Annotated in this window: 16 protein-coding genes; 6 read left to right on the forward strand and 10 right to left on the reverse strand. The window is 67.3% G+C overall.

Going from position 1 to position 13987, the window contains the following annotated elements:
• Position 1: 1 nt before the first annotated feature.
• Positions 2 to 790 (reverse strand): alpha/beta fold hydrolase, encoded by a 789-nt coding sequence (locus AC5P6A_RS01590; RefSeq protein ID WP_180876139.1) that lies wholly within the window; start codon positions 788 to 790, stop codon positions 2 to 4.
• A gap of 342 nt (positions 791 to 1132) precedes the next feature.
• Between AC5P6A_RS01590 and AC5P6A_RS01595 the strand changes: the two genes are divergently transcribed.
• From AC5P6A_RS01595 to AC5P6A_RS01615, 5 genes are all read left to right on the forward strand, one after another.
• Positions 1133 to 1777, forward strand: coding sequence for an HvfX family Cu-binding RiPP maturation protein (locus AC5P6A_RS01595; protein WP_329841453.1), 645 nt, complete (start codon positions 1133 to 1135; stop codon positions 1775 to 1777).
• A 95-nt stretch (positions 1778 to 1872) separates the two neighbouring features.
• Entirely contained in the window at positions 1873 to 2349 is a 477-nt protein-coding gene (locus AC5P6A_RS01600; protein WP_014646322.1) for an HvfA family oxazolone/thioamide-modified RiPP metallophore, read from the forward strand.
• Between the two features lie 54 nt (positions 2350 to 2403).
• Positions 2404 to 3249 (forward strand): HvfB family MNIO-type RiPP peptide maturase, encoded by an 846-nt coding sequence (locus AC5P6A_RS01605; protein ID WP_019659350.1) that lies wholly within the window; start codon positions 2404 to 2406, stop codon positions 3247 to 3249.
• Positions 3242 to 4012 carry an HvfC family RiPP maturation protein gene (locus AC5P6A_RS01610; RefSeq protein ID WP_180876143.1) on the forward strand — a complete coding sequence of 257 codons (771 nt, stop codon included), beginning with the start codon at positions 3242 to 3244 and terminating at the stop codon, positions 4010 to 4012. Before AC5P6A_RS01605 ends, AC5P6A_RS01610 begins: the two co-directional genes overlap by 8 nt.
• A gap of 14 nt (positions 4013 to 4026) precedes the next feature.
• Positions 4027 to 4665 (forward strand): ferric reductase-like transmembrane domain-containing protein, encoded by a 639-nt coding sequence (locus AC5P6A_RS01615; protein WP_111098249.1) that lies wholly within the window; start codon positions 4027 to 4029, stop codon positions 4663 to 4665.
• A 135-nt stretch (positions 4666 to 4800) separates the two neighbouring features.
• Here AC5P6A_RS01615 and AC5P6A_RS01620 read toward each other — a convergent pair whose 3' ends face one another.
• The 7 genes from AC5P6A_RS01620 to AC5P6A_RS01650 form a co-directional block, all read right to left on the reverse strand.
• Complete coding sequence (locus tag AC5P6A_RS01620) at positions 4801 to 5937, reverse strand: metallophosphoesterase (protein ID WP_180876145.1); 1137 nt, start codon at positions 5935 to 5937, stop codon at positions 4801 to 4803.
• 122 nt (positions 5938 to 6059) lie between these two features.
• Positions 6060 to 7601: a TerC family protein gene (locus tag AC5P6A_RS01625; protein WP_155029112.1), complete on the reverse strand. Its 1542-nt coding sequence runs from the start codon at positions 7599 to 7601 to the stop codon at positions 6060 to 6062.
• Between the two features lie 43 nt (positions 7602 to 7644).
• On the reverse strand, positions 7645 to 7869 hold the full coding sequence (locus tag AC5P6A_RS01630) for a helix-turn-helix domain-containing protein (RefSeq protein ID WP_005408494.1): 225 nt from the start codon (positions 7867 to 7869) through the stop codon (positions 7645 to 7647).
• Positions 7869 to 8336, reverse strand: a complete 468-nt coding sequence (locus AC5P6A_RS01635) for a DUF2975 domain-containing protein (protein ID WP_026346953.1) — start codon at positions 8334 to 8336, stop codon at positions 7869 to 7871. Before AC5P6A_RS01635 ends, AC5P6A_RS01630 begins: the two co-directional genes overlap by 1 nt.
• Positions 8337 to 8520: 184 nt before the next feature.
• Complete coding sequence (locus AC5P6A_RS01640) at positions 8521 to 9105, reverse strand: NMCC_0638 family (lipo)protein (RefSeq protein ID WP_058980816.1); 585 nt, start codon at positions 9103 to 9105, stop codon at positions 8521 to 8523.
• Between the two features lie 94 nt (positions 9106 to 9199).
• Positions 9200 to 9631, reverse strand: coding sequence for a pyridoxamine 5'-phosphate oxidase family protein (locus AC5P6A_RS01645; RefSeq protein ID WP_026346954.1), 432 nt, complete (start codon positions 9629 to 9631; stop codon positions 9200 to 9202).
• Positions 9632 to 9856: 225 nt separating this feature from the next.
• A complete protein-coding gene (locus AC5P6A_RS01650) occupies positions 9857 to 11515 on the reverse strand; it encodes a GGDEF domain-containing protein (protein WP_495222201.1) in 1659 nt (552 codons plus the stop codon).
• Here AC5P6A_RS01650 and AC5P6A_RS01655 point away from each other — a divergent pair.
• On the forward strand, positions 11508 to 11687 hold the full coding sequence (locus AC5P6A_RS01655; RefSeq protein ID WP_258009872.1) for a hypothetical protein: 180 nt from the start codon (positions 11508 to 11510) through the stop codon (positions 11685 to 11687). The genes AC5P6A_RS01650 and AC5P6A_RS01655 overlap by 8 nt on opposite strands.
• Before the next feature lie 74 nt (positions 11688 to 11761).
• Here AC5P6A_RS01655 and AC5P6A_RS01660 read toward each other — a convergent pair whose 3' ends face one another.
• On the reverse strand, positions 11762 to 12787 hold the full coding sequence (locus AC5P6A_RS01660) for an AI-2E family transporter (RefSeq protein WP_180876149.1): 1026 nt from the start codon (positions 12785 to 12787) through the stop codon (positions 11762 to 11764).
• A 116-nt stretch (positions 12788 to 12903) separates the two neighbouring features.
• The gene (locus AC5P6A_RS01665; RefSeq protein WP_495222202.1) at positions 12904 to 13956 is read right to left on the reverse strand and encodes a sensor domain-containing diguanylate cyclase; all 1053 of its coding nucleotides are present in this window, start codon (positions 13954 to 13956) and stop codon (positions 12904 to 12906) included.
• Positions 13957 to 13987 lie beyond the last annotated feature (31 nt).

The following is a 13987-nucleotide window of genomic DNA, read 5'->3' on the forward strand; positions in this document are numbered from 1 at the left end:
TTCAGCCCCCCTGCTCGGCCAGCGGCAATTCGGCCGGCTTCACTCCCGCCGCTTCCAGGATGCTGTCGGCCACCTGCGCCGGATGCGAAAGCAGCGACACATGGCTGCTGCCGATCGATTGCAGCTGTGCACCGATGCGCTTGGCGGTGGCGGCCTGCAGCTGCGGCGACAGCATGCGGTCATCGCGGCTGAGCACGTACCAGCTCGGCTTGCTGCGCCACGCCGCAACGTTCACTACTTCGCCCAGCGCGCTGGCCTTCAACGGGACCTGCGTGCTGTACAGCAGTGCGGCCGACTTCTTCATCACGTCCGGCGCGAAGTCCTGGGCGACGGCATCAGCCGGCAACGTCAGGTAGCCATCCCTTTCCTGCAGTCGGGCCAGGCCCGGGCCAACCGGGAAACCCTCGCCCTGTTGCGCCGAAGACTGTCCTGCATCCGGTGCGAACGCGGCCACGTACACCAGCGCCTGCACCTTCGGGTCATTGCCCGCTTCGGTGATGACCGTGCCACCCCAGCTGTGGCCGACCAGCACCACCTTGCCAGGCGCAGCGGCAATCGCACGACGGGTGGCGGCGACGTCGTCGGCCAACGAGGTGAGCGGATTCTGCACGGCCACCGCCTGCAGCTTCCAGTCATGCAGGGTGCTGATGACCTTGCTCCAGCTGGAGCCATCAGCGAACGCGCCGTGCACCAGGATGACGGTGGGCGGTGCAACGGTATCGGCCTGGGCAGCGAAGGCAGGGGCGGCGGCGAGGGCGAGAGCGGCGGCCAGCAAGCAGGTACGGATCATGGGGGGCACTCCGGAGTTGGGAGTGGCCATTTCCGCCTGCCGGTGTATCGGCGCTGTTTCTCTGCAGCGCGGAGTTGTACCGGACTGTAGGGCGCAGGCGGGTTTCTACAGTGGGATACATTCGCGCGCCGGTCCTGGCCGGGCGCTTTCGGGTGGATATCGCTGCCCGCACGCGGGCGCGCAACGCCCCGATGCGCATCAGCGCATCGTCTTTGTATCTGACTGTACGAAACCCCGGCCGCGGCCACAGTCGCTGACAAAACCCCGGGCAACGGCACACGTTTCCGATACCTGCACCGCCTGGAATGGCTTCCATCGACCACTGGCCCGCAGGACACCACCATGATCAGCACCGCTTCTTCCGTGTATACGCCCCGCCTGGACGCCGTCGGCCGCTGGCTCTCGCCGTTGGCGCTGCGCACCCTGCTGGCCTGGGAGTTCTTTGAATCCGGCCGCGAGAAGCTGGGCGGCCAGAACTGGTTCGCCGACTTGGAAGGCTGCTTCCCGTTCCCGTTCTCCACACTGCCCGCGTCGCTGAACTGGCAGCTGGCCACGTGGCTGGAACTGGTGGGTGCAGTGATGCTGCTGCTCGGCCTGGCCACGCGCTCGGTGGCCTACGTGTTCTGGGTACTCACCATCGTTGCCATCGCCGCCGTGCACTGGCCCGACCAATGGAACGGCCTGGGTGAACTCTGGCAGGGCTATGCGATCACCGACCAGGGCTACGGCAACTTCAAGCTGCCGTTGCTGTTCCTGGCCATGCTGCTACCACTGATCCTCAACGGCGGTGGCGCACTCAGCGTGGACCGGCTGCTGGCCGGCCCCGGCCGTGCCACGGCAGGCAATGACGGCCTGGGTTGGGGCGTCAGCCTGATCGCCCTGCTGCTGCCGGTTGCCGCGCTGTTGCCCGGCATCGGCTTCGGCGGTGCCCTGCTCGGCGGTGTGCTGCTGCTGGGCCATCTGCTGCGCTGTCGCCGCGCCGCCTGAGCCGACTCCCCTGTTCCCGCGCGTTTCGCTTTCCGTCGCCTCTTCGGCGGCGTCCATCCCGCACGCCCCGCGTGCTTTCCCAAGGAGTCACCACCATGTCCATCTCGACCAAGAACACCTCTTCCTCCCGCCTGCCGCGCATCGGTGCCATCGGCATCGCCCTGGCCGGTGGCCTGCTGCTGGCCGGCCAGGCCGCGGCGATCCAGCCGCTGGCGATCAGCGCGGTGGCCATGAGCGCCGCCGCCGAAGGCAAGTGCGGTGAAGGCAAGTGCGGGGCCAACAAGGCCACCACCGGCAAGCCCGCCGGCAAGGCCAAGGTGGCCGAGGGCCAGTGTGGCGAAGGCAAGTGCGGCGACGCCTCGTTTGCCCGCACTGATCGCGACCACGACGGCAAGGTCTCGCGTGCCGAATTCAACGCTGTGGCCGCCAAGCGTGCCGCCGAGTTCGACCGCATCGACACCGACCACGACGGTTACATCAGCGAGCAGGAAGCGCACGACTACCTGCGCAGCGTCTACACCGCCAACGGCAAGCCGATGCCGAAGGGCCTGTTCTCCCGCGTTGCCGATTGATCGACGTTCAACCGGCGCCGCCTTCAAGGCGGCGCTCTCTGTGGAGCATCCGCCATGTCCCTGCCCCTGCCCACCCATGCCGCCGGTCTTGGCCTGCGCCGTGGCCTGATCGACGAACTGCTGGCCATGCCGGCCGGTGCCATCGACTTTCTCGAAGTCTCCCCCGACAACTGGATCGGCGTCGGCGGTGCACACGGCGACGCGCTGCGCCAACTCAGCGAGCGCCACCCCTTGACCTGCCACGGCCTGTCGCTGTCGCTGGGCGGTCCTGATCCGCTGGACCGCACCCTGCTGGCACAGACCCGTGCCTTCCTCGACCTGCACCAGGTGCAGCTGTACAGCGAACACCTGAGCTACTGCGCCGCCGGTGGCCATGTCTACGACCTGCTGCCACTGCCGTTCACCGCCGAGGCCGTTCACCATGTCGCCGGCCGTATCGCCCAGGTGCAGGACATGCTGGGCCGACGCATCGCCGTGGAGAACATTTCCTACTACGCCGTTGCCGGCGCGGACATGAGCGAGATCGACTTCATCAACGCCGTGCTCGCCGAAGCCGACTGCGACCTCCTGCTGGACGTCAACAACGTCTTCGTCAATGCCTGCAACAACGGTTACGACGCCTTCGAATTCCTGGCTCGCGTGCCGTCCCACCGTGTCGCCTCGCTGCACGTAGCGGGCCACTTCGATGAAGACGACGGCTTCAAGATCGATACCCATGGGGCGCCGGTGAAAGGCGTGGTCTGGGCGCTCCTGCGCGAGGCCTATGCGCGGTTGGGCGTGCGCCCCACGCTGCTCGAACGCGACTTCAACTTTCCGCCGCTGGCGGAGTTGCTGGCCGAGGTTGCGCACATCCGCCAAGCGCAGGTTGAGGCACGTTGGCAGGAGGTGGCCCATGGCTGAGTCGCTGGCCATCGTGCAACGGCGCTGGGCCGATCATGTACGGGACCCGTCGATGCCTGCGCCCGATGGCGTCGAGGCACGGCGGATGGCGGTCTACCGCCGCCTGTGCATCGACAGCCTGGACACCCTTTTGGCAGGCAGCCTGCCGCGACTGCTGGAACAGCTGGGCGAAGCGCGCTGGCGCGGTCTGGTCGAGCACTACTACGCACATCACGTCTGCCATACCCCGTTGTTCCCGCAGATCGCCAGCGAGTTCGCTGCGTGGCTGGCTGTGCAGTATGCGTTCGCGCTGCCCGGCTGGGCGGCGGAACTGGCGCACTACGAAAGCACGCAGCAGACGCTGCACATCGAGGCACGTGATGCCGGGCATTCATTGCAGTCCATGCCGGCGGGCAGCGATGTGCTGGCGCTGTCGCCGCTGGTGCGGGTATTGGGCTACCGGTGGCCGGTGCATGAGGACGCCGCGCTGGACGATGCCGCCGCCAGCGAGCCGACGCTTCTGCTGCTGCGCCGCCTGGCGGACTACCAGCTGCAGGTCGAGGAACTGGCACCACTGGCGTATGCGCTGCTGTCGGCCTTCGCTGATGACGGTACCCACGTGGATGACGCGCTGAACGCACTGGCCGATGCGCATGGCGTGGCCGCCGACGAACTGCGCGTGGTGGCCATGCCCTTGCTGGGCGAACTATGCGCGGCCGGCGTGCTGGTCACGCTGGCCGGGTTCTGCGACTGCCGGCCAGCGGCCGGCACTACCCCTGTCTGATTCGAGGTTTGATCATGGCTGCTTCCAACACTTCCTTCCTGCACGGCTGGCGCCTTTTCGTGACCATGGCTGTGGTCCTGATCGCCGTCGCACTGGCGGCGTTCACCCTGCAGCCCGACGTGGTCGAGGGCAGCCGCGCGGCGATCCGGGTCACTGCACGCACGTCGTTCCTGCTGTTCCTGGCCGCGTTCACCGCATCGTCGTTCGCCAGCCTGCTGCCCGGCCCGTTCACCCAGCACATGTTGCGCGAGCGGCGCATCATCGGCCTGTCATTCGCGTTCTCGCACCTGCTGCATGCGGTGGCGATCACCGCCTTCGGCATCCTCAACCCCGCGTTCTGGCCGGCACGCTCGGCCCTGGCCAACCTGCCGGGCACGATCGGCTATGTAGCCATCCTCGCCCTGGCCATCACCTCGCATCGTGGCATCGCCCGCCGCATGGGCCCCACCGTGTGGCGTCGCCTGCACGTGACCGGCATGTGGATCATCGCCGCAGTGTTCACCTATTCGTACTTCAAGCGCGTGCCCGGCAACTTCTGGTACGCGGTACCCTCCGCGTTGCTCTTCACCGCTGTCGTGGTGCGTGCGATCGCCAAGCGGGCGCAGTCGCTGCGGCGCAATGCGCATGCGCGGCCACCGCTGCGGAGTTCTTGAGGAGGCGGTTACCTGTAGAGCCGAGCCCATGCTCGGCTGCCCCTGGCTCAGCCGAGCATGGGCTCGGCTCTACAGAGGGATCCCAGCACGATAGGCAGCGAATTCTCTGCGGAAAGGGATATGCCCCACTTCAGGTCACGGGGCGCGGCGCAGCGTGATCAGGGTGATTTCCGAGGAAACCCCGATGCGCGCGGGGAATCCGGCCCACAGGCCAGCGCCATTGCTCACGTACAGGGTCATCCCATCCACGTCGTAGCGGCCGGAGACGAAGCCACCATTGGCCCGCTTCACCAATTGGTCCATGCCGATGATCTGCCCGCCGTGGGTATGCCCGGACAGCTGCAGTTTGACGCCGCGCGCTGCTGCCGAGCGTGCATTACGCGGGCGGTGATCGAGCAGGATCACGGGCGCGGTGGGATCGGCGCCGGCCAAGGCGGCGTCCAGATCCGGCAGCGGCAGGCCATAACGCGCCGCCACCGGGTCGGTGACACCAGCGATGGTCAGCGCCGCATCACCGCGTCGCACCTGCAGGTGGCTGTTCTCCAGCACCTGCATGTGCAGCGCGCGGAACGCCTGCATCCATGCCTGGTACTGCGCGTAGTACTCGTGGTTGCCGGTGATGGCAATGACGCCGTCCGGCGCCTGCAGATCGGCCAACGGACGCGCGTCGTCGCGACGGGCCTCGACGCTGCCATCGATCAGATCGCCGGTGATCACGATCAGGTCCGGCTTCAGCGCGTTGCTCTCGGCCACCACTCTACGCACCCAGTCGCCGGTCAGCAGACGGCTGGCATGGATGTCGGTCAGCTGCAGCACGCGATAGCCGTCGAACGCCGCTGGCAGCCCGGCAATGCTCACCTCGATCTGCCGGGCATGAGGCACCGCCATGCCCTGGCTGACACCATAACCACTGACCAGCAGCGCCAGCACGCCGGCCGCCGGCCGCAAGCGCCGCGTGCGCAATGCGGCTACCGCACGTGGCCAGCGCAGCAGGCGGGACGCGAGCAGGCCCGCATCCATCGCCAGCATCAGCAACGCCAACAGCAACACCGCCGTGGAGCCGGTAGCCAGCGTGGCGATGGCCAGTTTCGGAATCTCGGGCGAGGCCATCGTGCCCCAGAACGTGGCGACGATACGCAGCTGCACGGCTACGCCCACCAGCAGCAGCGACAGCACGACCTTCTGCCAGGGGGGCATGCGCAGTGGCCAGAACAGGCGCCAGGCCACATACAGGCCCATCAACAAACCGATCGTACTCAGCACTGCAACCATCCGGGAGGGAAAGTGGGGGCCGCCATGGTGACGGCTGCGGGCGGCGTTGTGTAGCGCCGAGCCCATGCTCGGCTGCTCAACATGCAGCCGAGCATGGGCTCGGCTCTGCATCAACAGGTGGGTCAGGCCATTCCGTCGAGGCGCTCCACCCGCAGGCGGGCGATGCGGCGCTTCTCCATCGCCAGCACGGTGATGCGCACACCCGCCACCTCCACCACATCGCCGATGTCCGGCAGCCGACCCAGCTGCTCCAGCACCAGCCCGGAGATGGTCATGTAGTCGGCACTGCGCGGCAACGATACGCCGGCCAGCCGCTGCAGGTCGTCCAGAGTCAGCGCACCGTCGGCCTCCCATTGGTCCTCGCCCTGCGCGACCACGCCATAGCGCTCGTCCTGGGTATCGACCAGGTCACCGGCAATGGCCGCCAGCAGGTCGTTGGCGGTCACCAGGCCTTCCACGCTGCCGTACTCGTCCACCGCCACCGCCAGCGGCACCGGGTGCTGGCGGATCAGTTCCAGCGCCTGCAGCGCGCTGGCACTGGACAGCACGTACTGCGGCTCGCGCAGGTTGCCCTCCAACTGCAGCGGCCTGCCCTGCAGCAGGTCGGCCAGCAGGTCGCGGCTCTGCACCACGCCACGCAGGCTGTCCAGGTCACCCTCACCCACCAGCAGGCGGGTGTGCGGCGACGCCACCAGGCGTGCCACCACATCCTCCTGCCCACGCGCCAAGTCGATCCACTGCACGTCGGCACGCACCGTCATCACGCTCGACACCGGGCGATCGGCCAGGCCCAGCACGCTGCGGATCATCTCGTGTTCGGCCGGCTGCAAGCGCTCTGCAGTGTCCACCTGCCCGTCCCCCCCTTCATCGTCGTGACCATTGGCCGGGCGCGCGCCCAGCATGCGCAGCACGGCATCGGCGGTGCGCTGGCGGAACGGCAGGCGGCGCTCGTTGCGCTCGCGGTTGAAACGCACCCACTGGTTGAACGCCTCGACCAGGATCGAGAAGGCGATCGCCGCGTACAGGTAGCCCTTGGGGATCTTGTAGCCCAGTCCTTCGGCCACCAGGCTGAAGCCGATCATCAGCAGGAAGCCCAGGCACAGCACCACCACGGTGGGATGCTTGTTGACGAAGCGGGTCAGCGGCTTGCTGGCCAGCAGCATCAGCGCCATGGCGATCGTCACGGCCGCATACATCACGCCGAGGTTGTCGACCATGCCGACCGCGGTGATCACCGAGTCCAGCGAGAACACCGCGTCGAGCACCACGATCTGCGCCACCACCATTGCGAAGCTGGCGTAGACCTTCTTGCCGTCCTCGTGGTGTTCGCGGCCTTCCAGCCGTTCGTGCAGTTCCATGGTGCCCTTGAACAGCAGGAACAGGCCACCGCCAAGCAGGATCAGGTCACGCCCGGAAAAGCTGTGGTCGAACAGCGTCAGCAGCGGCGCGGTCAGTTTCATGATCCAGGCCAGTGCGGCCAACAGCACCAGCCGCATCAGCAAGGCCAGCGCCAGGCCGATCACCCGCGCGCGGTCACGCTGGTGCGGCGGCAGCTTGTCGGCAAGGATCGCGATGAACACCAGGTTGTCGATGCCGAGAACGATCTCCAGCACGACCAGGGTTGCAAGGCCCATCCAGATCGAGGGGTCAGCCAACCATTCCATTTCAGGTCCGTTTCGTCAGTAGGCAAGGGAAAAGAGCGACCGCTCAGTCAGCGTCCTGTGCCTGCGCCGGGTCGTGCCCGAGCAGGTCACCGGGCGTGCACTGCAGCTCGCGGCAGATCGCATCAAGGGTGGAAAAGCGGATGGCGCGCGCCTTGCCGGTCTTCAGGATCGACAGGTTGGCCAGCGTGATGTCGATACGCCCGGCCAGCTCGGACAGGGTCATGCCCCTTTCCTGCAGCATGCGGTCCAGGGTAATGACGATTGCCATCAGATGACACCGTCGAGGTCATCGCGCATCGCGGCGCCCACGGCGAAGACGCGCGCCAGCACGAACAGCATCAGCACGGCCACCAAGCCAGTGATCGACATGCCACCGCCGACCTCCATCCAGGTGAAATCCGGGCCCATCCAGGCCGCGTAGGCGCCGATCAGGATCGACAGCAGCTCCATCGCCAGCATCAGCCAGGCCATGCGCTGCAGGCGCTGTGCGTTGGCGTGGGTGAACGGCCGCTCGCGCGCCGCCGACTTCAGCAGCCGCAGCAGGTGGCGCAGGAACATCAGGCACAGCACCAGCAGCGCGACGATCGCGCCCAGGCCCAGGCAGAAATGCAGGAACAGGTCATTGCCATGCGCGGCGACAGCCGCAGCGTCATGCACGCTGTCGAGCAGCCAGCGGCGGTCGTGGGCGACCAGCGGCACGGCCAGCAGCGCGGCCAGGATGCCCAGCCAGCACATCGCCCTGACGGCCTGTACGGCCGCCAGGGCCAGGGTGAACAAGCCTCGCGCGGGTCTGGCGCGGGCGGGACGAGCGGTCAAGCGGCCTCCGGCATTGGGGTGGCCTCGCCGCCCCGGGGTGGATTTATCGATAAACGATATATCACATGCCGCGTGAAAGGCTGAATCGCGAGCGTCGCCCCTGTCAGGGCCCAGGTGCGCCCTGTGCCTGCATCGCTTCGCCAGGGGCGGCCGAGGCCATGGCCTGCACCCCGGCTTCGGCCGCCTGCCGCGTGACCAGGCGGAAGCGCACCTGCAGTTTGCCCTGCCCCGGCGTAGCCCAGCCGTACTGGATGGCCACCTGATCGGCCGACAGTGGCCCACGCCCTGGCAGCGACCGTACCTGCAACGGCTTCGGTGCGGCCTGCACCAACCGGGCAAACCCCTTCTGCACCACCGCCGCGTCGGCCTTCTCGGCGTAGACCGTACACGTTCCATCGTCAGCCCAGCTCACCGCATAGCGGCCACTGGCCAGCGGCACCATCCACGCCACGCCCGATTGCCCCTGCAACAGCGTGGCGGCTTCGGCCGGCTGCAGCGGCGACAGCCCATTGGATTCCATCAGCGACTGCAACCGCGCCGGGGCCCCGATGTGCTGCATGCAGGCGGTATCGAACAGCTCGCTGAAGGGATCCTGCGCCGGGGCCTTGGCCTTGGGCGCACGCGCGGGTTGCGCCACCACCAGTGTGGGCAGCAGGGCCAAAGCCAGCCAGAAGAACGCAGGACGCATCGGGATTCCACGCTACGGAAAACAGCGGGGAGGATGGCAAAGGCCTGGCGCGCCGCGCAATGGCCGCGATGGCCGCCAGCCTCCCGCTGCCGGGTCAGACGGCCATTTCGCCCTGGTCCTCGCCATCCCAATAGTGGATGCGGCTGGCGCGCACGTGAATCAGCACCAGCCCCGGTGTATCCACGCCCTGCTCGAACCAGCGCTCAAGATCCTTCACCCAGTGCTCGCGCATCACAGCGCGATCGCGCACCAGCGCCGCCCTTCCCTGCACGTGCACGAACAACGGCGGCTTGCCCAGCAGCGACTTGCTGCCGGAAAAACCCAGCGCAACGGCGGGGTCAGCCTCAATCTCGTGCACCATGTCGGTGTCTTCCGTGGTGAAGAACCAGCTGTCACCGTCGTAGTCCACGTCACCGTTGTTGCTCATCGGACGACCGGCAATTTCTCCGCCGGCGCGGGTCTGCAGCATGGTGAAATCGATGTCGGCCATCTTCCTGGCCAGTTCGGGCAGGGTGAGCTGGGTCATGGTGTCGTCCTTCATCAAGTGGAATCCCAGCGTCTGCGCAGAGCGGTGACCGAAGCGTGGAAGGTCCATGGCGACTTCTTCACAGAAAACGAGATAGGGCGCGTGGCGCGTGCGTGACGCGCTGCTCACCACACCACCTGCGTTTGCAGCAGCTGCACGCCCGCGCGTCGGGCGATCCTGCAGACGCTGCGACGGGTGCATGCACGCATTGGCTGACGCGTGCCATCAGCGCGTGATGCGACCGTCCCCCGCCACCCGTACCCGGTCACGCCCCTGTGCCTTGGCCTGGTACATGGCCGCATCGGCGGCACGCAGCAGGCTGCGCCAGCCCAGCGCATCGGTGCCGCCCTTGGCCACCCCGAAACTGGCGGTCACGCGCAGCACGATGCCCCCGGCCAGCGCGATGTCCATCTGCTGAAGCGCCAATCGCAATGATTCAGCCAGCTGGCGCCCGCCGGCCAGATCACCGTCGGCCAGCAGCACCAGGAACTCCTCGCCACCATAGCGGGCGATGTTGTCGCTGCGCGGCAGGTGGTGCCGCAGCAACTGCGCCACCTGCACCAGCACTTCGTCGCCGGCTTCATGGCCATGGCCATCGTTGATGGCCTTGAAGCGATCCACGTCCAGCAGGATCACCACGGCGCTTGCCTCGCCCCCCGCATGTCTCCGCTGCACCACCTCATCCAGCGCGCGCCGATTCAACAGCCCGGTCAGTTGGTCGGTACCGGCCAGCTGGCGCAGCTCGCTGGTCAACGCCGAACGCTCGCGCGATTTCTCGCGCAGCACTTCGATGGCATCGAACAGGCGCTGCATCTCGGCCAGCGGGTGGGTGACATTCTCCTCCGGACCGGGCGTATCCGAGGCAAGCTGGATCACCTGCTGCTGCGCCTGCAGCAGTGGCTGCAGGATCTGCAGGTGGGCAATGCGCAGGGCCATGCCCAGCACCACCAGCGTGCCCAGCGCGGTCGCCACCAGCACGGCCAGACGCATGGCCTCACGGTTGCGACTGCGTTCGAAGCGGGCGATGGACACGCTCAGGTAGCCATCGCGCAGCGCCTCCAGCGACTGCAGGGTCGGCACGTAGCGATTGGTGAACGCGGCGGCGGTCCACGACGGCGGCACGCCACGGCGGCCATCCTCGATCAGCTGCTCGATCATCGGCAGTGACTCACCGAAGAGCTGCCGCCGCGCCATGTCCCAGTGCCAGGACAATTCCGGGTCGCTGCGGAACACCGACTCGTGGCTGCTCGCCAACCGCCATAGCTCCAGCAAGCGGCCCTCGGTCTGCAGCGCAGCGCGCACCTGTTCCTCGCGCCACGCCCCCGGTACCGCCACCGGCGCCATCACGTTCGAGGCCAGGCGACCACCATGCTCGCGAAGATCGAACAACAGCTGGCCCTGCATTGCCGGAATCGCCGCCTCACGGTCGGCACTGACCAGCGCGTTGATCTGCGCCGAGGTCAGCAGATGCAGGCGATCAACCACCGCGAACATGCCGCTGATCGCACGCTCCACCTCCTCCACACGGCGTGCGTCATGCGGTTGCGCCGCGACATGATCGACCGCAGCCCGCGCCGACTTCAGGCGACGCTGCGCGCTGGCCAGCAGGCGATGCTCGTCGTACACGCCCGGGTCATCCTTGAACACGGTCTCCAGCTGCAGCAGGGCAGTGTCGACCCGCTGGCGTGCGGCCGCCAGCTGCGCAGCCAGCCGTGCCTGTTCGGCGGCATCGGCCGGGTCAGCCCCCAGCAGGCTGTTGGCCGGGCCTCGCTCGGCCGAAGCCAGGTTGGCAAGATCGAAGGTCTGCCGCAGCTGCCGCAGGCTGGCCAGGTTGCCTTCGGCGTCGGTGGAGCGCAGTGTTCCCTGGACCAAGGCGATGGCCATCAACGGCAACGTGCACACGACAAACAGCCCAGCCAGGATCCAGACCCAGGTCCGCAACCTGATGGACGATACCTTGCCGGCCATGCAGAATTCCCCTGAAGTGCGGCTCACTGTAGCGACCGGCTCCGGCGGCGCCAAGCCAGTGCCGCCCGATCCGCGAGGGGCGATATAGCGCAGCGCGCGCGAACGCGCCGACAATGCCGGCGCCCCGACGCCAGCCGATCAGATGCGACAGGTTTCGCCGGGTCAGATCCAGCGCTGGTCGACCAGTTCGCGCTTCACGTAGGCATAGAACACCGGCGCCGCCACCAGGCCGGGCAGGCCGAACGCCGCCTCCATCACCAGCATGGCCAGCAGCAGCTCCCAGGCGCGGGCCTGGATTTCACCGCCGACGATGCGCGCATTGAGGAAGTACTCCAGCTTGTGGATCACGATCAGGTACAGCAGCGCCGCCACTGCCACGTAGAACGAGACAGACAGCGCAACGATGGTGATGACCGTATTGGAAATGATGTTGCCCACCACCGGCAGCAGGCCGGCGACGAAGGTGATCAACACCAGGGTCTTGGACAGCGGCAGGTGCACACCGAACAGCGGCAGCACGCCCAGCAGGAAGATCGCGGTGAACACGGTGTTGAGCAGCGAGATCTTCACCTGTGCGAACACCACCTGGCGGAATGCGGTGGCCAGGCGGCTGGTGCGCCCGATCAGCTCCTGCGCCAACGGCCCCATCTTGGGCACGGGAAGTTCGTCGTACAGCGCGATCATCGCACCCAGCACCATGCCGATCAGCACGCGCACGCCCACCTGCACCACCGAGGTACCGGCCACGCCCAGCTGGCGCTGGTGCTCGGCGGCCCAGTCGTTCAGCGCCGCGCGCAGCGCCGGCATGTCTTCGGGAATGTAGGGTTGCAGCAGCGCCGGCACCTGGTGCCGCGAGGTATTGAGGATCTCCATCAGGCGCGCCAGCAGCGCGTCCGGGCCGCCGGTCTCATTGCGGAAGAACGAGGCCACGCCGATGCCGGCCAATACCAGCGCGCTGATGATGATGGCCGACAATACGATCACCGCGATCGCCCGCGCTCGTCCCGGCGGCAGCTTGCCTTCCACGGTGGAGGCCAGCACGTGGGTCAGCTGGAACACCAGCAGCCCCGACAGCAGGGTCACCACCAGGCCCAGCTTCAACGCCAGCCACATGCCCAGCAACATCATCAACCACGCCGCGATCCTTGGAATGGGGGGCTTGGGCTGGGCAACGAGGGCGTCTTGCATGGGCGGTGCGTCCGGGCGGGGTGGCCCATGGTAGAGGATTGGTGGCGATGATTCCGGGTACAGCATGGACGAGCGCTACGCCCTCGTTCTGCGGTATGCCCACCGCCCCCGGCCCACTATTCGCCATAGCTGGCGTTGTTCTTGCCCTGGCGCTTGGCGTGGTAGAGCGCACGGTCGGCCAGTGCCAGCCAGTCCTCGACGCTGCCACCGCGCGGCGTTGCCGCGATGCCGATGCTGACGCTGAACTCGATGCCCGGTGTTGCCTGCCGTGCTGCTTCCAGCAGGTGCAGGCGGACCCGCTCGGCCACCTGCATCGCATCGATGGGCGCACAGTCGTGCAGCAGCACCACGAACTGGTCGCCTCCCAGCCGCGCAGGGGTATCACCGGGCCGGGCGAAGGCGCGCAAGGTGGACGCGATATGGCGCAGCACTTCGTCCCCGGCACGATGACCATGCGAGTCATTGATGCGCTTGAAGTCATCCACATCAAGCATCAGCAGGCAGGCGAAACCACCCTGACCCTGCGCCTTGTCCAGTGCCTGCTGAGCGCGGACGATCAGGAAGCCGCGGTTGGCCAGCTCCACCAGCGGGTCCATCCGGCTCAGCCGCTTCAACTGGCGGTTCTGCGATTTCACCCGACGGGCCAGCTGCCAGCTGAGAATGCTCAGCCCGATGCCATACACGAACAGGAACGGGATGCTCAGCATGATCGTGCGTTGCGAGGTCACCGGCTGGAATGGGAAGCCGAGCGCCCACCAGGTGAGTGCGAAGCCCAGCAGCAGCGCCAACGTGGCGCGCGTCGCCAGGCGCACGCCACCGGCTGCGATCTTGTCGGCCACCAGCAGCGCGGCAAACAGCGCGCTGGGCACGGCACTGAGCGCCATGAATGCGATCCAGCCGCCGCCGAACAGGGAATCGGCCACCATGCAGCGGAACTGGACGCGCGCCGGCTGGCGGGAGCGCCGGGTCAGCAGCAGCGCCAGCGCGGGCCACGCCAGCGCGTTGAGCAGCAGCAGGACCCACGCCCATCCGCCATTCTGCCGTTCGAGGATGATCGACGCGATGGGGATCGCCCCCAGTCCATTGCCGACAAAACGCATCCAGCCGATGCGACGTGCCGCGCCAATGCCTTCGACCGCGCCTTCCGCCGAATCGGTGAAGAATGGCATTGCCCCCTCCTGCGCGATCGCACCTGCTGCT

This window comes from Stenotrophomonas sp. YJH_SMC_20, from assembly GCF_059367845.1.